Genomic DNA, 18,206 nt, shown 5'->3' with positions numbered 1-18,206 from the left:
GCGGGTATGCGGGCCTGTGGGTGGGTGAGCGTCAGTGGGGCGGGGATGGGCGCTTGCCGTCGGTGGCGGCCGGGGCGAAGGCCGCGCGCACGGCGGGTTTGACGAGCTTGCCGGAGGCGGTGCGGGGCAGGGCCTCGGCGAAGACGACGGACTTGGGGATCTTGTACTTGGCCAGGCGGCCGCGCAGGTGGCCGAGGATGTCCGCCTCCGCCGCGCGGGCTCCGGGTTTGAGGACGACGACGGCGCGGCCGACCTCGCCCCAGTACGCGTCGGGAACGCCGATGACGGCGCACTCCTCGACGGCGGGGTGGCCGAGGACGACGTTCTCGACCTCCGCCGGGTAGACGTTCTCCCCGCCGGAGACGAACATGTCCTTGACCCGGTCGACGATGTAGGCGAAGCCGTCCTCGTCGGTGCGGGCGACGTCCCCGGTGCGCAGCCAGCCGTCGTCGGTGACCGCGGCGGCGGTCTCGGCGGGCCGGTTCCAGTAGCCCGTCATGACGTTGGGCCCGGACACCAGGACCTCCCCCCGCTCCCCCGGCGCGGCGTCGCGGCCGTCGGGCAGCACCACGCGGGTGTCGGTGAAGAAGTGCGGCACCCCCGCCGAGCCCGCCTTGGCGAAGGTCTGCTCCCGGTCCAGGAAGAGGATCCCGGGAGACGCCTCGGTCATGCCGTAGCCCTGGGCGAAGTCCAGTCCGCGGGAGAGGTAGGTGGCGATGGTGCGTTCGGGGACCGGCGCGCCGCCGCAGTTGAGGCTGCGCAGGCTGGAGAGGTCGGCCTCGGGCCAGCGCGGCCGGGCGGCGAGCGCGTCGTACATGGTCGGCACGCCGAACATGCAGGTCACCCGGTGACTCTCGATCAGGTGCAGGACGCGGTCGGGGTCGAAGGCGCCGAGCAGGATGACCCGGCCGCCCTTGAGCAGGGTGGGCAGGCAGGTCATGTTCAGCGCGGCGGTGTGGAACAGCGGGGCGGTCACCAGGGTGACCTCGTCGGCGGCCAGGTCGAGGTCGACCAGGACGTTGACGCTGTTCCAGACGATGTTGGCGTGCGAGAGGACGGCGCCCTTGGGGTGACCGGTGGTCCCCGAGGTGTACATGATCATGCACGGGTCGTCGGGGGCCACCGGCTCGTCCAGCGGTTCGGTGCCGCCGAGGGCGAGCAGGTCGTCGTAGCCGAGGGCGCCGGAGCCGGGTCCCGCGAGGGCGATGCGGTGGGGCACGCCGGCGTCGGCGGCGGCCGCGGCGGCGGTCTCGGCCTGTTCCGGGGCGTTCACGAGGACGGCGGCGCCGGAGTCGGTGAGGTGGTAGGCCAGTTCGGGTGCGGTCAGGCGGGTGTTGAGCGGGACGAACACCGCGCCGAGGGATCCGGCGGCGAACAGTGTCTCGAGGAAGGCCGGGTGGTTGGGCCCCAGATAGGCGACCCGGTCGCCGCGGGCCACACCCAGGGCGCGCAGGGCGTGGGCCAGGCGCAGCACCCGCTCGTGCAGGTGCCGGTAGGTGACCTCGCGGTCCTCGTGGACCACGGCGGTCCGCCCGGGGGTCTTGCGGGCTCGGCGTGCGGGCCAGGAGCCGATGCCTTGGTTGCGCACGGCGGCCTCCGTTTCAGTCTGTGGTCAGGCCGAGCAGGCGGGCGGCGTTGTCCTTCAGGATCTTCGGGCGGACTTCGGGTCTGATGTCGAGCTTCTCGAAATCCGACAGCCACCGGTCGGGGGTGATGACCGGGTAGTCGGAGCCGAAGAGGACCTTGTCCTTGAGCAGGGTGTTGGCGTAGCGCACCAGCTGCGGCGGGAAGTACTTCGGCGACCATCCGGACAGGTCGATGTACACGTACGGCTTGTGGGTGGCCACCGCCAGCGCCTCGTCCTGCCAGGGGAAGGACGGGTGGGCGAGGATGATCCGCAGCTCGGGGAAGTCCACGGCGACGTCGTCCACCAGCATGGGGTCGGAGTACTTCAGCCGGATGCCGCCTCCGCCGGGGACGCCCGCGCCGATGCCGGTCTGACCGGTGTGGAACAGCGCGGGCACGCCGAGTTCCTCGATGGCCTCGTACAGCGGGTAGGCGAGGCGGTCGTCGGGGGCGAACGCCTGGATGCTCGGGTGGAACTTGAAGCCCCGCACGCCGTGTTCCTCGACCAGGCGGCGGGCCTCGCGGACCCCCGCCCGGCCCTTGTGGGGGTCGACGGAGGCGAACGGGATGAGGACGTCGGCGTGGGCGGCGCAGCTCTCGGCGACCTCCTCGTTGGAGATCCGCGGGTGTCCGGTGGCGTGCTCGGCGTCGACGGTGAAGACCACCGCGGCCATGCGGCGTTCGCGGTAGTGCGCGGCCATCTCGTCGATGGTCGGCGTGCGGTGCCCGTGGGCCTTGAAGTACTCCGCGGAGGCACCGAACAGTTCGGGGCTGAGCGCCCCGTGGCCGTCCTTGGAGACCTCGGCGTGTGTGTGCACGTCGATGGCGACGAGGTGGTCGGGGTTCGGGGAGGTCATCGTCGGCTCTCCTTCCGTGGCACGGTGGGCGGTTCAGGCGCCGGGTGCCTGGGGGGCGGGGATGCCGTACGTCTGCGGCTCGCGGCCGACCGAAACGGGCCACGCCGCGGCGATGCCGTCGGCGCTCCAGCCGCCGTCCCGGTAGGCGGTGGCGACCTCCTGCGGGTGCGACCACAGGGACAGCTTGTCGCCGCCGATGCCGATGCACTGGCCGGTCACCGAGGCCGCGGCGTCGGAGGCGAGGTAGACGACGAGGGCGGCGACGTCCTCCGGGGTGCCGAAGCCCTCGGCCTTGCGCAGCCGGTCCGGCAGCGGCTCGCCGCGCTCCTCCCACGCCTCGATGTACGGGGCGAAGGCGGGGATGGTGCGGGTCATGCCGGTGGCGGCGACCGGGACCAGGGCATTGGCGGTGATGCCGGCCCGGGCCAGTTCCATGGCCCAGGTACGGGTCATCGCGGCGATTCCGGCCTTGGCCGCGGCGTAGTTCGTCTGGCCGAAGTTGCCGCGCTGCCCCGCCGGGGAGCACGCCGTGATGACGCGGCCGCCCTCGCCCTGTTCGCGCATCCGCACGGCGGCGGCCCGTACGCAGGTGAAGGTGCCGCGCAGGTGGACGCGGACCACGTCGTCGAAGTCGTCGTCGGACATCTTCCACAGCACCCGGTCGCGCAGGATGCCGGCGTTGGTGACCATGACGTCCAGCCGGCCGAAGGCGTCCACGGCCCGGGCCACCAGCGCCTCGGCGACCTCACTGGTCCCCACCGGGCCCACCTCGGCCACGGCCCGGCCGCCGGCCGTGGTGATCTCCTCGACCGCGTGCCCGGCGGCCTCGGCCTCCACGTCGTTGACGACCACCGCCGCGCCGGCGCGGGCCAGGGCCGAGGCGTAGGCGAATCCGAGGCCGCGTCCGCCGCCGGTGACGACGGCGACCTTGTGCGAAAGATCCATGTGTGCGCAGTCCTTGCCTTGCGGGTGTGCCGACCCGGCCGACGTTAGGCGTCTTGATTACCGCCGTCAATGGTGTGCCGAACATTCTCGCCGCCCCCTACACTGAGCCGCGTGACCGGGACACAGACCAAGCCCTCGACGGGCCAGGAGGAAGGGGCCGCGGCGTCCGCGCGGCCGCAGACGCTGATGCTGAGCTTCCTGGGCCTGTACGTCCTGGAGCACGGCAGCGCGGTCTACTCGGGCAGCGTCATCGACGTGTTCGCGCGCGTCGGGGTCTCGGAGGACGCGGTGCGCTCCACACTGACCCGGATGGTCAAGCGCGACCTGCTGGCCCGTCACCGCCGCGGCCGCAAGATGTACTTCGGGCTCACCGCCCGCTCCGCCGAGGTGCTGCGCGACGGTCACGACCGCGTCTGGGGCGCGGGTGCCGTCAACCGCGACTGGGACGGCACCTGGACCCTGGTCGGCTTCTCGCTGCCCGAGGCCTGGCGCAGCCAGCGTCACGACCTGCGCTCACGTCTGGTGTGGGCCGGCTTCGGCCCGCTGCAGAACGGCCTGTGGATCGCGCCGGGCCATCCGGACGTCCCCGCCGTCGTCGCCGGGCTCGGCCTGGAGGACCACCTCAACGTGCTGCGCGGGCACGCGGCCGAACCGACCGAGGCCGCCCAGCTGCTGCACCGGGCCTTCGACACGGCCGGCATCGCCGGGCGCTACCACGCCTTCCTCGACCAGTGGGACCGCCCGGATCCCCTGCCGTCCGCCCCGGACGACCTGGCCCGGCAGCTCCTGCTGCACACCGACTGGCTGCAGGTCGTCCGGTCCGATCCGCGCCTGCCCGCGGAGCACCTTCCCGCGGACTGGCCCGCCATCCGCGCCGAGCACGTCTTCCGCACCCTGTCCGCCCGGTACGACGCCCCGGCCAAGCAACTGGCCGACGCGGTGCTGGACACCATCCCGGCGGAACCGGCGGCCGGGCGGGACTGAGCGGGGCGGGGCCACGGCGCGGCGCCCCGGGCCGCCGCGCCGGCGCCGCCCACGGGCCGCCGTGCCGGCGCGGCCCGCGGGGCTGCCGGATGGCCGGGGCCACAAACGTTCGTCATTTCATTGACCGCCGTCCGCAATCGGCCCTATATTCGGCGCACCCGCCGCTGGCACCGAGGCTCCGCGGACCCCTTCCGCCACGCCGTCCGCCTGCCCAGCGGCGGCTTATGGACACCAGCACCGCCGGCACAGCCCGCCGAACAGCACCCCGAGACGCTCTCCGGCGGTCGTTCGCTCGCCCGCATGCCCCGCGTACGCCTTTCCCGTACAGACACGCCGCTTCCGTTCGCACACGCCTTCCGCACAGTCACGCCCCATCCGCCGTACAGCCCCATCCGCCGTACAGAGATGAGCCCGCACATGCCGAAGTTCGCGCTCGGCGCGGCCGCGCTGGCCGCCGCACTCGCCCTCGCCACAGCAGCCCCCGCCGCCGCGCGGAGCGACATCCCGCGGACCGCCGCACCGGCCGCCGCCACGCGCCACCTCAGCGGGCGCCTTGCGGACGGCGCGAGCTGGATCGCCGACCTGCCCTCCCACTGGAACGGCACCCTGCTGCTGTTCAGCCACGGCTACGGCCCCACCATCGCCCAGGACGCGCCCTCCCCCGCCGCCGGCCAGGCCCTCCTGGCCGAGGGCTACGCGCTGGCCGGCTCCTCCTACGACCCGAACGGCCCCTGGTGGGCTCTGGAGAGCGCCGAGCGCGACCAGCTCGCCACCCGGGAGGCGTTCGCCGCCGCCGCGGGCCGCCCCGCCCGCACCCTGTCCGTCGGACAGTCCATGGGCGGCCTGGTCAACGCCCGACTCGCGCGGGACGCGGACGGCGGCATCGACGGCGCCCTGGGGCTGTGCGGCCTGGTCGCCGGCGGCGTCGACCTGGACAACTACCAGCTGGACGCCGAGTACACCATCGCCTCCCTGCTCGCCCCGGACGAGCACCTGGATCTGGTGGGCTTCGCCAGCCAGGACGCGGCCGCCGCGACCGCGGCCCGGCTCACCGCCGCCGTGGAGCGGGCCCAGGCCACACCCGCGGGCCGGGCACGGATCGCGCTCGCCGCCGCGTACCTCAACCTGCCCGACTGGGCCCCGGGACAGAACCCGCCCGCGCCCGGCGACGCCGAAGGGCAGGAGGCCCAGCAGTACGCCTGGTTCGCCCAGGGCGTGCTGTCGTTCATCGGGCCCGCGCGCTACTCCGTCGAGCAGTCGGCGGGCGGCAACACCTCCTGGAACGCGGGCGTGGACTACGCCGGCCTGCTGCGCTCCTCCGAACACGCCGACGCGGTCCGGGAGCTGTACCGGACGGCGGGACTGGACCTGCGCGCCGACCTCACCGCCCTGACCCGCGGCGCTCGGGTGCACGCCGACCCGCAGGCGGTGCGCCGCCTTCAGCGCACCTCCACCGCCGGGCAGGGCCTGGCCGTGCCGCTGCTGAACCTGCACACCACCTCCGACCAGTTGGTCCCCGTGCAGCAGGAGAACGCGTTCGCCGCCCGGGTACGGGCCGCCGGCGACGGCGCCCTGCTGCGCCAGGCCTACGTCGCCCGCCAGGGCCACTGCAACTTCACCGCGGCCGAGATCGTCGCGGGCGTGCACGCACTGGAGCACCGGGTGGTCTCGGGCCGCTGGGACGGCGGCACCGCGCCGCAGGCCCTGCAGCGTGCCGCGCAGGCGCTCGGCCTCGACGGAGCGGCGTTCGTCCCCTACCGGCCCACGCGCCTCGTCGTCGGCCGCTGACACACCTGCTCCTTCCCTCCCCTCCCCCGCCGCCGGCCTCCCACCCCTGGACCCGCCATGCCGCTGACCGACCCCCTCTCCTCCTCGCGACCCGCCGGCCCGGCGCCGGGCCGGCTGCCGCTCGGCACCCTCGTCGCCGGCTGTCTCGCGGTCTGCCTCGCCCAGATCGCCCTCGCCGTGCCCGCCACCCTCAACGGCCTCTTCCAGGAGGACCTGCATCCGATCGGCTCCCAACTGACCTGGATCTCCGACGCGTTCCTGCTGCCGGTGACCGTGCTGGAACTCACCTTCGGCGTCCTGGGCGACCTGTTCGGGCGCAAGCGGCTGCTCGTGGGCGGCTCCGTCCTGGTCGTCGTGGGGGAGGCCGTCTCCGCCGTGAGCGGCGGCGTCCATCTGCTGTGGGTCGGGCAGGTGATCTCCGGCCTCGGGGCGGCGGCGCTCTTCCCGACCTCCCTCGCCATGATCGCGGCGGGCACGCACAGTCACCGGGACCGGGCGCGCGGCATCACCGTGTGGGCGGCCGCGCTGTCCACCGGTGGGTTCGTCGCCCCCGTCATCGGCGGTGTCACGGGCAGTCACGACTCCTGGCGGGCGGCGTTCGTGGTGGTCGTCGTGATCGCCGCGGCCAGCACCGTGGTCAGCCTGCTGGCCGCCGGGGACTCCCGGGCGCCCGAGGGCCGCTCGCTGGACCTCGGAGGGCAGATCACCGTCGGGATCGGCCTGTTCGCGCTGTTGTACGCGGTCATCCAGGGGCCCGCGGACGGCTGGGGCTCGACCCCGGTGGTCGTCGCGTTCGTGGTCGCCGCGGTGTTCGTCGTGCTCTTCGTCGTCGCCGAGCGGCGCGCCCGTTCCCCGCTGCTGCGCCTGGACCTGTTCGCCAACCGGGCGTTCGCGGTCGCCTCGGTCGTCGCGGTCGTGGGCATGTTCAGCTTCCTCGGCACCGCCTACGCCACCAGCATCCGGCTGGGGCCCGTGCAGCACCAGAGCCCCTTGCGCACCTCCGTGGCCTTCCTGCTGCTCAACGGCCTCACCCTGGTCCTGGCCCCGCTCACCTCGCGGCTGCTGGAGCGGGTCAGCGGGCGCTGGATCCTCACCGTGGGCCTGGCGCTGATGGCCGCGGGCGACTTCCTCGCCGCGACCCTGCCGGTGGCGGACCGGGCGCTGACCTCCCTGGTACTGCCCCTGGGACTGGTCGGTGCCGGGTTCGCGTTGACCGTCTCCTCGATCACCGCGACCGCCGTGAACACCGTCCCGCTGCACTACGCCGGCATGGCGAGCGCCTCCACCAGCCTGCTGCGCGACTTCGGGTTCACCCTGGGCCCGGCGGTCATCGGCGCCGTCGCCCTCAGCCGCGCGGGCTCGCTGTTCAGCTCCGACCTGCACCACTCCTCGCTGAGTCCGCAGGTGAAGGCGGCCGCCGCCGAGGTCGCCGCGGAAGGCGGCCCGCTGGCCGTCAACTCCGTCCCGGCCACCACCCCTCCGGGCGATGCCGCGCCGCTCGCGCTGCAAGCGCTCGGCCACGGGTACGCGCTGGGGTTCACGATCTGCGGCGCGGCGGCGCTGGTCTCCTGTCTGCTGGCCCTGATGGCCCTGCGCCGTACGGACACCCCGCGGCACACCGGCACGGCCGCGCCCACGGTCCCCGAGACGGCGACACCCGCGTGACCCACGTCCGCCGGTCGTGGGCGCCGCGACCGGCGGACGCGACGGCATCCTGTTTCGCTTCGGGCTACGGCCTGAAAAGGTCTTGCGCCGCGCGGCCCGCTGCTATTCGCTGTGCCGACGGACGAGCAGGATCACCCTTCGAAACAGGAGCATCCATGCGGGCAGTCGCCAAACGGGCGCTGGCGGTATCAGCGATCCTCACGGGTGTCGTCGCGCTGTCGGCCACGACTGCCGTCGCCGCTCCGAACGACCCGTACACCGGCACGAGTCCGCAGACCACGGGGTGCGCGGCGGACGCGGTCACGATCGACACACGGCCGATCCGGAGTGCGCAGGCTGTCTACGGCACGATGGAAGTCCGCTACTCCCCCTCGTGCCAGACCAATTGGGTACGTGCCGTCATGACCGTGTCCGACGGTGCGAACACCGTCACGAAGGGGATCCGGCGTCCTTCCAGCCAGCCCGACGGACAGGGCGGCTGGCTCGGTTTCCACGAGAACTACGAGACGGACGCGGCGGTCGGGTCCTCCTTCGGCATGCAGGTCTACGCTCCGGGCTCCACGTGCGTCACGGCGATGGCCATCGTGCGCAATGCCTCCGGACAGGCCATCGCCTTCACCGGCACGAGCGCGAACGACGCATGGGTCGGTTTCTGTTAGGCGCCTCCTCCCGCGGATCCTGCCCGGGCCGGCGAACGAGGCCGGCGCTCGACGCGACGATCCCCCGACGAGGGGTCGCGGGCTCGCGCGGTCGCTTTCCCGTGTTCCGCGGCGCGGTAGTCGCGTCGGCCGGCGCATGCCATGATCACTCGGCGGTCCCGCACCTCCGGAGGTCACCCGGCGGTGCCGGGCCGTAGCGCGACAGCGTGACCAACGGAAGGGACCCGGCATGCGCAGACTCGTCCACTACATCGCCACCACCCTCGACGGCTTCATCGCGGGCCCGGACGGCGAGGACCCCACCGGTCCCGACGGCTTCTGGCCCATACCGGAGGACTACATACAGCACCTCGTGGCGGAGTACCCGGAGACGCTGCCCGTCCAGGCCCGGCAGGCACTGTCCGTCACGGCGGAGGGCACGCGTTTCGATACCGTGCTGGAGGGGCGGCGCAGTTACGAGATCGGGCTGGCGGCCGGCCTCACCGATGCCTATCCCCACCTGCGTCACCTGGTGTTCTCCCGCACCCTGACCGAGAGCCCGGACCCCGCCGTCGAACTGGTCGCCGACGACCCGGTGGCGACCGTACGCGAACTCAAACAGCAGGACGGCAAGGACATCTGGCTCCTGGGCGGTGCCGAACTCGCGGGCTCCCTGTACACGGAGATCGACACGCTCGTCCTCAAGGTCGCCGCCCTGACCATCGGCAACGGGATCCCCCTGTTCTCTCGCAAGGCCGCCTTCGACCCGCGCGCCTGGGCCCTCGCGGACCACACCGTCCTCGAGAGCGGCGCTGTGTTCCTCACCTACACCCGCAGCGGCACCTGACCACACCCGGGTCGTCCCGGCGGTGGTGTCAGGTGGTCGCCGTGCCGGGGGCGGGGCCGGCGGGCAGGCCGTCCGGGCCGGTGAGGACGGAGGTCTCCATCAGCCGCTCGGCGTAGAGCCAGGCCGCGGACGCCACCCACCGGTCCCGCACCAGGAAGGCCTGGAAGGCCACCAGCAGCGCCTCCATCACCACGAGCACCACGAGCAGCGGGGTACTGGGCCGTCCGAGGGCGCCGGGGACGGCGAAGGCCCAGGCCAGTACCGCGAGCAGCGCCGCCACCGCGGTCGCGAGGGCGTACGGGCGCAGCCCGAGCGTGTTGCGCCGGAAGCCGTATTCGCAGTTCTGTTCCTGGAGGAGTTCGGCGCCGGGCAGTCCGCGTGCCCGCACTCTCAGGGCCAGTGCCGCCGCGTCGTAGATCTCGTCCGCCCGCTGCGGATCCGCCCGTTCCTCCTCTTCGGTGGGCAGCAGGAGGGACGGGCCGACGATGTCCTGGATCCGGGCCCGCAGGAAATCCAGCCGCTGCCGGTTGGTCGGGCCGCGCCAGCGCAACAGCTGCACGGTCGGTTTCCCGCCCCAGGAGCGGAAGAGACGGGCCTCGATGCGCTTGCCCCTGCTGCGGCCCAACTGGTCGGCGAGCAGCGGCAGACCGCTCAGCAGGATCAGCGACCACAGCCACCGGCCCCGGGGCAGGGACGGCGCTCCCGCGGCGAAGGGCAGTGCCAGCGGCAGCAACATGATCAGGACCGGTCTGAGGCGGGCTCGTCGGCTGTACTTGTCGAACAGGACGAAGAGCGTTCCATGCCCCATGGCCTCTCCCCCCGGAGTGTGCGCGCCGACCCGAGGGTGCTCACGCGTCACCCGTCGGCAGGGATACCCGGCCCGGGCACCGGTCATGCGCCCCGGGGACCGCCGCCCCGGCGCGGACACGGCGCCTCCGCGGCGGATCGCGCCCGCCGGTCCGGGCGCCGTACGGAAGCCGGGGGTCAGAGGTCACCCGGACGGGGACCGCCTCACCCGCCCCTTGTCCACCAGGACCGTGATGCCCTGCGCGCCCGGTTCCGGGTGGACGGCGTCGAAGCCGAGTGCGGCCGCGAGTGACGCGTCGGCGTAGCGTTCGGTGCTCGGCACCCGGTGGTTGAACCAGAAGGTGGGCCGCGTTCCCGGTCTCATCAGGCGGGCCATGGCACGCAGACTGGGGTGCGCCCCCTCCCCGTGCCGGTAGCGCGCTTCCCGGGACCGGGGGGACAGGGCCCGGCCTCCGTGGGTCGAGATCAGCCAGTGGCGGCAGTCGAGGGCGTCGAGCAGCGCGGCGCTGATGTTGTGGGCGCTGCCGTGGTGCGGGACCTTGCACAGGTCGACCCGGTAGGGGCGGCCCGCGCCGAGTCGGCCCAGCGACACGGCGAGTGTCTCCGCATGGGCGTCGGCGCCGAACAGCACCCGGGCGCCCGTGATGTCCTCGGCGCAGAAGGCGATGCTCGACCCGTTGTGGGGGTGTGTGTCGCGTTCGTAGCCGGCGTCGTCGGCGAGTTCCCGCCAGGGAATCCCGGCGGGACCCTCGTCATCGAGCGGGTCGGATCCGGGCAGGTCCTCCGGATCCCCGAGCAGATCGGGCTGGGCCGGCGCGGGCTCCTCGGGCACCGGTCCGGGCCAGGCGGCGCCCAGCTTCCTCAGCCCCTCCTCGTGGGGCGAGAGCAGGGTGAGCCGGAGACCGGGGAGGTGGAAGACAGGCGGTGTGCCCTCGTCCGGCACCGCCACGGCCCGGCCGTCGGCGAGGCTGTTCCAGGCGGCACCCCGCGCGGTCAGCAGCGCGGCGAGCCGGTCCCCCTGCCGCGGCCCGAGGAGGTCGGCGGGGACGATGTGGTCACGGCAGTTGAACCACACCTCGTCGGCGACGAAGCCCTCGGGAGGCCGGGAGAAGAGGTCGAGCAGACCGCCGATGTGGTCCGTGTCGATGTGCGTGCACACGACCAGGTCGAACCGGCGGTCGTCGGCCGGCAGGCGGTCGAGCCGGTCGGCGAGTCCTCCGGGGAGGCGTGCGCGGCGTCCGCTGCCGCCGTCGATCAGCATGCGGTGGGGACGCCCGGCGTGCGTCCATTCGACCCACAGGCAGTCCCCTTCCGCCGCCGGCAGCGCCTCCACCCGGATCACCCGCGTGCTCCCTCGCCCGCGGTGCCGGCTCCGCCGGTCGCGCGGACTTCCCAGTCCGTGTCCCCGTGTCCCACGAGGGCCAGGGCGCACGCCTCGCCCTTGAGCAGGCAGGCGCGCCGGGCGCGGGTGAGCGCCTCCCCCAGCGGCAGTCCGGCGCCGGTCTCGCCCGCCATGCGTCCGATCTCCGCCATCAGCTCGACCGCCACCGGGACGATGTGCCGGGCGAGGACGGGCGCGAGGGTGCCGACCACGCCCGGCGCACCGGCTTCCAGCATCCGGAGCTGGGCCCCGAGCAGCGGCGTGCGGTGGTCGGCGGTCCGGCACCCGAGGAGCAGGACCAGGGGGTTCGGTTCGGCGGGACCGGTGAGCAGCGGGTCCAGGGTCTCGTGCAGGGACAGCCGGTCGTCCTCGCCCAGCACGAGGCAGACCGTCCCGCGCGCGGGACCGGCCGGCACCCTCTCGCTGTGGACGACGAGAAGGAGCACACCCGGTGGTTCCCCGCCGTCCCGCAGGCGTTGTGCGCGGTGGGCCAGTTCGCGCCAGGTCGCCACGGGGGCGGACTCGGCGCCGAGCAGGCGGACCGCGGTGGACCAGGCGCGCTCCGTGTTGCGGTCGGCCCGGTCGCAGGCGGCTGTGAGCAGGGACGTGCCGACTTCGATCGTGCCGCGCCGGGCGGCCGGGCCGACGGCGAGGGCGAAGTCCTTGGCGAGCCCGGCGGACTCGTCGGCGTGCACGTACCGTTCGATCACCTTGCTCGCCCCCCAGAACCCGAAGGGGCACACGACGCTGTCGTCGCCGTGTCCGGGGCAGCGCGCCGCGCAGTCCCGGGGACCGGAGAGGGCCGGGGCGTCGGCGCAGAGGCGACCGGGAACGCCGAGCGGTCCGCCCACCCGCAGCGGCTTGTCGTAGACGAGTTCCAGCGGGAGGAGGTCGCCCGGCCGGGCGGCGAGGACCGAGACGCTGTCGGCACGTCGCAGTGCCTCGGCGCTCCGCCGGGGCACCAGTCCGATCCGCTCGCCGAACAGGCCGCGGAAGAGGGCCTGACCGCTCTGGGCGAGGCTGATCAGCAGTTCCTCGTAGGCCGCGCTGTGGTAACCGCCGTACTTGTCGGGGTGGTCGGCCGGGTCGCGCAGGGCCGCCGTCAGCGCGCTGACCGTGGTGGCGAGGTCGGCCGGGGCCCTGATCTCGACGGCATCCGGTGTCACGGCGGTGAGGAGGGGTTCCCCTCCGGCGTCGGTGCCGAGGGTGAGGGCGGCGTCGTGCGGTGTCCGGGCGGCGAGGTCGTCGGTGTCGGCGCGGACCACGGCGTCGATCTCGAAGACGGGCGCGTTCCCCGAACCCACCGTGCCGCTGAGGACGCCGCTCTGGAGGAAGCGATGGCGGTGGAAGACGGTGACACGCACCTGGAAGGGGCTGCCGGCCGCGCCGGATGCCACCGTGAACACGGCCTCTCCGGAGCGTCCGGCGGGCGGCAGGTCCACGTCCTGGAACTGGCCCGCCGCGGGCGGCGGCGAGCCGTGCAGGGGTACGACCGTGATCCGGAGCCGATGGGTGCGGTCCGGTACGAACGAGGCCGTGGGCAGTGGCTCCTGGGCCGCCGTCTCCCTGCCGGGCCGTCCGACCCATACCGTGAGCCGGTAGTCCGTGCCGGGGCGCAGCACCGTCGGCCGGGTCGGCGCCCCCGCCGCCTCCACGAGCGCGGTGCGCACCACGCGGTGCGGCTGCCGGTACCGGTCGTGCCCGACCTCGCGCAGCAGGCGGGACCATCGCCGCAGGCCGGCTTCGGCGTCGGCTGTCTCCGGGCGGGTCCGCGGGTCGGGGAGGGAGCGCGTCCAGCCGGTGCCGGGGCCGCCCGGCGGACCGATGCCGGTCCGGGCGACCGCCGCGCTCAGCCGGGTCGTGTCCAGCAGCTCCGGGTCGGCCCGCAGCGCCGCGCGGGGGGCGCCCACCACGGCGGCCGCCCAGTCCAGCGCGAGATCCAGGGGCGCGTCGTGCGCCATGGCGGAGAGCACGGCCACCAGCCACTCGACGACGTCGCCCCCTGGGTCCGCGAGGGCCGCGCTCGTGGTGCCGTGACGGGCCGCGATACGGGCGAGCAGGGTGTCGGTGGCGGCGGACGTCCGGCCCGGCTCCAGCAGGGCGATCGCCACGGCTCCCGTCGGCCCCGGCACGGAGCGGACGGGCGGGTGGGAGAGGGCGTCCGCCCGGCACAGCACGAGGCCCGCACGGGCCCACCGGCCCTCCGGCGCGGTCTCGACGACGCACTCCCGCCACAGCGCACTGCGCGCGGCCAGACGACGCGCGAGATCCGTGCGTTCCTTCGGGGTGCCGTCCGGGAGCAGGGCGACGGGCAGCGGCCAGGTCCAGCCCGGGCAGGCGGCCGGGGTGGGCGGGGCGGCGGAGCTGACGGCCGCCACATGGCGTCCGGTCCGCAGCAGGGCGGCGAGGTCGTGGCACGCGCCCGGTGCCGCCGACACCGACAGCCGCACCCCCTCGGTGCCGGCGCAGGCCTCGGCCCACTCGTCGGCGAGCCGGTCCGCCGACGCCGGGTCACGCTCGAAGAGGGCGGTCGGATCCGTCCACGGGACGAGCACGGCGTGCCCGCCGGTCCGCCCCGCGCGGAGCCGGCCGAGCAGGGCGCCGGGACCGGGCGCCCGTCCCCCGGGCTCCGCCGCGGCGGCGACGGCACCCCCTGCCACGAGGGTGTCCAGGACCCTGCGGTCGTCGGCCCCCTCGCCGAGTATCCGGCTCACGGCGCGCAGTGATGCGTACGGGTTCACGCTGTCCTCTCGGGCGAGGTTCCGCGACACGGCGGCCGCTCGCCTCCACTATGCCAAGTAAGTCCGCTCCGTTGGCAGTTGTGGCACGCTTGCCCGGACGATCCGGCAAGGGGCGGAGGCGAGCCGTGACGACCGACGAGTCGGCTGAGGATCTGACGCTGACGGTGGACGGCTTCCGCGACGACGCGGACGGACCGTCCTGGCGCTGGCTGCTGACCGGCCCCGGAGGCACGTTCGAAGCGGACGCCGAGGTCCGGCTGCGGCGCGAGGAATGGCAGTACGACGCCTTCGAGGATCTCTACGGCTACCTCGCCTGGCGCGTCGACCCGGAACGGCGGACGGAACGCGAGGCCGCCGTGGTGCGCGAGGTGGGCGAGTGGATCGGTGTCCGCGTGCTCGGGGAGGTGGGTGTCCGGCTGTCCCGGTTCGCCGAGGACGCGTCGGGGTGCACGGTGCGCGTGGTCCTGCCGCCGGAGGCCCGGACCCTGGCCGCGCGCCCGTTGGAGGCGGCCGTGATCGACGGTGTCCCGTTGCGGCGCAACGGGGTGGTCTTCGTCCACGACGTGCCCGGGCCGGGAGGGGTCGCGCGCAGGCCGCCGAAGCGCCCGGTCGGGGCGACCCTGCGGATCCTCGCGCTGTTCAGCGTCCCCGACGCCACGACCGCGCTCGACCTGCGGCGCGAGCGCCACGAACTGGCCCGGATCGTGCGGGCGGTGAGTACCGTGCACGGTCGCGCGGTCGAGCTGCGGGTGCTTCAGTACGGCGTCACCCGCGAGCGGCTGCGCGAGATCGCGGAGGAGGGGCCGGGGTGGGACGTCGTCCATGTCTCCGCGCACGGCGGCCGTGCCGTGCTGACGCTGGAGCACGAGGACGGCAGCCCCGACGAGGTGCCCCACCACGTACTGGTGGACCTGCTCTCCCCGCTGCGCCGCCAGGTCAAGCTGATCACCGCGTCGTCCTGCTCGTCCGCCGACGACCGGGCGCGCGAGCCCTTCGACGCGTCCGCTCTCGGGCCCGCGCTGCGCCGCCGCGGCGCCCCCGCCGACCCGGCCGCCCCGCTGTCCGACCTCGCGTCCTCGCTCGCCGGACGGCTGGACTGCGCGGTGGTCGGCATGCGCTTCCCGGTCGTCGACGACTTCGCCATCGCGTTCGGCGGGAAGCTGTACGAGGCGCTCCTCGTCCGTGACCAGCCGCTGGCGACCGCGTTGGCCAGGGCGCTGGCCGCCTGCGTGCCCGACCGGCCGACCGCCTCCTTCCCCGCCCTGTCCGAGGTGACGCCGGCCCTCTTCGGGAGCAGCGCGACGGGCCTGCGCCTCAGCGCGCCCCGCGGCGGCCCCCTCGTCTACGACGCCGAGAGGCTGAAGCTGGCGGGCTTCCCGGAGGCACCGCGGCGCTTCGTGGGCCGGGTGGCGTTGATGAGCCGGGCCAACGCCGCGCTGGCACCGCGCAGCGGGGTGTCCGGGATCGTCCTGCACGGCATGGCGGGGGCCGGGAAGACCACCGCCGCCGTCGAACTGGCGTACACCCAGGAAGACAACTTCCAGGCACTGGTGTGGTTGCGTGTCGCAGGCGCCGAACCGGCCGGTGGCACCCCGGCCGCGCCCAGCGCCCATGTGGTCGACAGTGCGCTGACCGATCTGGCGGTCGCCTTGGAGCAGAAGCTGAGGGGCCTGTCCATGACTCCGGCCCTCACCGACCGCGAGGAGTTGCGGCGGCTGCTGCCCCTGCTCACGGAGTTCTTCGAACGGCAACGGGTGCTGCTGGTCATCGACAACGCGGAAGCCCTCCTGACGAGCGGCGGGACCTGGCGGGACGAGCGCTGGGACGCCGTGTTCACGGCGCTCACCTCGCACACGGGGCTGTCGCGGACCGTACTGACCAGCCGTGTCCGTCCGGCGTCCGCGCCCGCGCCGGTCTCGGTCGCCCCGGTGCACGCGCTCACCCGGCGCGAGGCCGTTCTGCTGGCGCGCGAACTCCCGCGGCTGGGGCCGCTGCTCGAGGGCACGGCGCCCGACGTCCCGGCCGAGCGGGGGCGCCAGGTCGTCTCCGAGATCCTCACCGCGACCGACGGCCACCCCGAACTGCTCGTCCTCGCCGACGCGCAGGCCACCGATCTCGATCGGCTCGGCCCCCTGCTGGACACCGCGCGACGCACCCGCCGGGCGGCGCACTCGGCGGACGGTGCCGGCACCCCGGACACCCCGGACACGGCGGAGACGACGGCGGCCGAGGAGTACGCCCTGCTCCTGGACTCCTGGACGCGCGGCATCGCCGGCGAACTCGGCCCGGCCGAGAGGACGTTGTTCCAGGTACTGAGCGTGATGGAGGAAGCCGACCGGAGCCGGGAGACCGTGACCAGGGTGTGGGACGCGCTGGACCGGAGCGGGTCCGCCGGGCCGGACGCGGCCCCGGTGTCCGGGCTGGTGCGCAGCGGACTGGCGGCGTCGCGTACCGGCGGGGACGGACAGCCGCGCTGGGACCTGCATCCCAGCGTGGCCGGCACCGGCCGGACGACCGCGGACCCCTTCCTCGTCCGCCGGGTCGAGGGCATCTGCGCGGATCACTGGTGCGCCGTGCTGGAGGAGGCACTCGCCCACGAGGACACCGGCCGCACCGGCACGGACGTGCTGCGCGCGGCCCGCTCCGCGTGTCCGTACCTGCTGCGGCTGGGCGACTGGGAGCGCCTGATCGACGTCGTCAGCCAGGTGCTGGCCCGTGACCTGACACGACCCACCGCACTGGCCCTGCTGCCGTTCGTGGAGGAGGCGGTCGCGTACGCCGGGGACGCCGACCGGGACGCGCGCGTCGCCCGCACGCGCGCTCGGGTGCTGCTCCGGGTGGACCCCGCGGCCGGCGAACTCCGGCTGACCGAGCTGTTCGACGACGCCGTACGCCGCGGGGACCACGAGCGCGCTGCCAACCTCGCCAGTGATCTGCGGGCCCGGCACCGCAACGTGGGCAGGCTCGCCGAGGCGCTGCTGTGGGCGGAGCGTGCCGTGGAGCACATCGCGCGGACGGACCGCGGTCCCTGGACGCGGCTCGGCATCGAGGCGGCGCACGCCCAGATCCTGGCCCTCATGGAACGCTTCGACGAGGCGCTGGAGCGAAGCCGGGTCCTGCTGGCCCGCTCCGGCCCGCTGTCCCGGCAGCCGGACGCCTCCGAAGGGCTGGAGCCGTGGACGGTGGAGGAGATGCTGCTCGACGTGGGCCGGCTGGCCGCCCGCGGCCTCGGCCGGCTCCGGGAGGCGCTCGACTTCAACCACCGCATCGCGGCCTGCGAGTCACGGCGCGACGCCCCGGTCCTCGAACGCACCCACACCCTGTACAACACCGGGGAACTCCTGCTGATCCTGGGCGAGTTGGACCAGGCCGCCGAGGTGTTCCGGGAGTGCCGGAAGGAGTACGAGCGGCAGTTGTTCGCCCCGGGGCTGGCATGGACGTTCACCGCGTTCGCGCGGGTGGAGCACCGGCGCGGTCACGGCTCGACCGCCCTCGGGCTAGCCCGGGACGCACTGCGCTACGCCTACCGCGCGGACCTGGCGGCGGACATCGTCGTGGCGCACCGCGACATGGAGATGCTGCTGCGGGCGCACGAGGACGATCCGCGGGCCGCGGCCGCCCACCTGCTGGCCGCGGAGCTGATCGAGGCCGCCGGAGGGCCGCCCGGCGACGACGGTGCGGATCCCGGTAGCCCGGAAGGGGGTGACGGCCCCGGAGGGGGCGACCCTCCTGGACGGGACGACGGCTGGTTCGCCCTCGACAGCGTGGACGAGGTGGCCGACTCCGTGGACCGGGTTCCGGGGGTGGACCTGCGTCGTGTCCTGAGCGCGATCACCGGCACGGGCGAGCCGTCCGTCCTGGACACCCTGCTCGCGCGGGTACGGGCGCCGGCCCGGTCCCGCTGAGCCGCTCCCGGTACCGGACGGG

The 18,206-nt window shown here is 74.3% G+C and carries 12 protein-coding genes; 6 read left to right on the top strand and 6 right to left on the bottom strand.

All coding sequences use genetic code 11. The annotated features are described in order from the left end of the window. Nucleotides 1-31 precede the first annotated feature (31 nt). From ACZ4W9_RS08645 to ACZ4W9_RS08635, 3 genes are read right to left on the bottom strand one after another with little or no spacing between them, the layout of a single operon-like run. Entirely contained in the window at nt 32-1,588 is a 1,557-nt protein-coding gene (locus ACZ4W9_RS08645; protein WP_467934144.1) for an acyl-CoA synthetase, read from the bottom strand. A gap of 13 nt (nt 1,589-1,601) precedes the next feature. After that, nucleotides 1,602-2,483: an amidohydrolase family protein gene (locus ACZ4W9_RS08640; protein ID WP_467934142.1), complete on the bottom strand. Its 882-nt coding sequence runs from the start codon at nt 2,481-2,483 to the stop codon at nt 1,602-1,604. Between the two features lie 33 nt (nt 2,484-2,516). After that, nucleotides 2,517-3,428, bottom strand: a complete 912-nt coding sequence (locus tag ACZ4W9_RS08635) for an SDR family NAD(P)-dependent oxidoreductase (protein WP_467934141.1) — start codon at nt 3,426-3,428, stop codon at nt 2,517-2,519. Nucleotides 3,429-3,614: 186 nt separating this feature from the next. Here ACZ4W9_RS08635 and ACZ4W9_RS08630 point away from each other — a divergent pair, with 186 nt between their 5' ends. The 5 genes from ACZ4W9_RS08630 to ACZ4W9_RS08610 all read left to right on the top strand — a co-directional run bounded on the left by ACZ4W9_RS08630 (nt 3,615) and on the right by ACZ4W9_RS08610 (nt 9,350). Further along, nucleotides 3,615-4,412: a PaaX family transcriptional regulator gene (locus tag ACZ4W9_RS08630; RefSeq protein ID WP_467934202.1), complete on the top strand. Its 798-nt coding sequence runs from the start codon at nt 3,615-3,617 to the stop codon at nt 4,410-4,412. A 417-nt stretch (nt 4,413-4,829) separates the two neighbouring features. Further along, nucleotides 4,830-6,200, top strand: a complete 1,371-nt coding sequence (locus ACZ4W9_RS08625) for an alpha/beta hydrolase (protein WP_467934139.1) — start codon at nt 4,830-4,832, stop codon at nt 6,198-6,200. A 57-nt stretch (nt 6,201-6,257) separates the two neighbouring features. Further along, entirely contained in the window at nt 6,258-7,865 is a 1,608-nt protein-coding gene (locus ACZ4W9_RS08620; protein ID WP_467934138.1) for an MFS transporter, read from the top strand. Nucleotides 7,866-8,020: 155 nt separating this feature from the next. After that, nucleotides 8,021-8,524 (top strand): DUF2690 domain-containing protein, encoded by a 504-nt coding sequence (locus ACZ4W9_RS08615; RefSeq protein ID WP_467934137.1) that lies wholly within the window; start codon nt 8,021-8,023, stop codon nt 8,522-8,524. 229 nt (nt 8,525-8,753) lie between these two features. After that, nucleotides 8,754-9,350 carry a dihydrofolate reductase family protein gene (locus ACZ4W9_RS08610; protein WP_467934136.1) on the top strand — a complete coding sequence of 199 codons (597 nt, stop codon included), beginning with the start codon at nt 8,754-8,756 and terminating at the stop codon, nt 9,348-9,350. Between the two features lie 28 nt (nt 9,351-9,378). Here ACZ4W9_RS08610 and ACZ4W9_RS08605 read toward each other — a convergent pair whose 3' ends face one another. The 3 genes from ACZ4W9_RS08605 to ACZ4W9_RS08595 form a co-directional block, all read right to left on the bottom strand. Then, on the bottom strand, nt 9,379-10,158 hold the full coding sequence (locus ACZ4W9_RS08605; protein WP_467934134.1) for a hypothetical protein: 780 nt from the start codon (nt 10,156-10,158) through the stop codon (nt 9,379-9,381). 183 nt (nt 10,159-10,341) lie between these two features. Further along, a complete protein-coding gene (locus ACZ4W9_RS08600) occupies nt 10,342-11,499 on the bottom strand; it encodes a ComEC/Rec2 family competence protein (protein ID WP_467934133.1) in 1,158 nt (385 codons plus the stop codon). After that, the gene (locus ACZ4W9_RS08595) at nt 11,496-14,279 is read right to left on the bottom strand and encodes a hypothetical protein (RefSeq protein WP_467934131.1); all 2,784 of its coding nucleotides are present in this window, start codon (nt 14,277-14,279) and stop codon (nt 11,496-11,498) included. The genes ACZ4W9_RS08600 and ACZ4W9_RS08595 overlap by 4 nt, the downstream gene beginning before the upstream one ends. A gap of 125 nt (nt 14,280-14,404) precedes the next feature. Here ACZ4W9_RS08595 and ACZ4W9_RS08590 point away from each other — a divergent pair, with 125 nt between their 5' ends. Then, nucleotides 14,405-18,184, top strand: a complete 3,780-nt coding sequence (locus ACZ4W9_RS08590) for a hypothetical protein (RefSeq protein WP_467934130.1) — start codon at nt 14,405-14,407, stop codon at nt 18,182-18,184. Nucleotides 18,185-18,206 lie beyond the last annotated feature (22 nt).

It is taken from the genome of Streptomyces sp. NPDC029296, assembly GCF_055569255.1.
The sequence above is the reverse complement of the archived record's forward strand: the minus strand, read 5'-3'. Positions and strand labels throughout refer to the sequence as shown.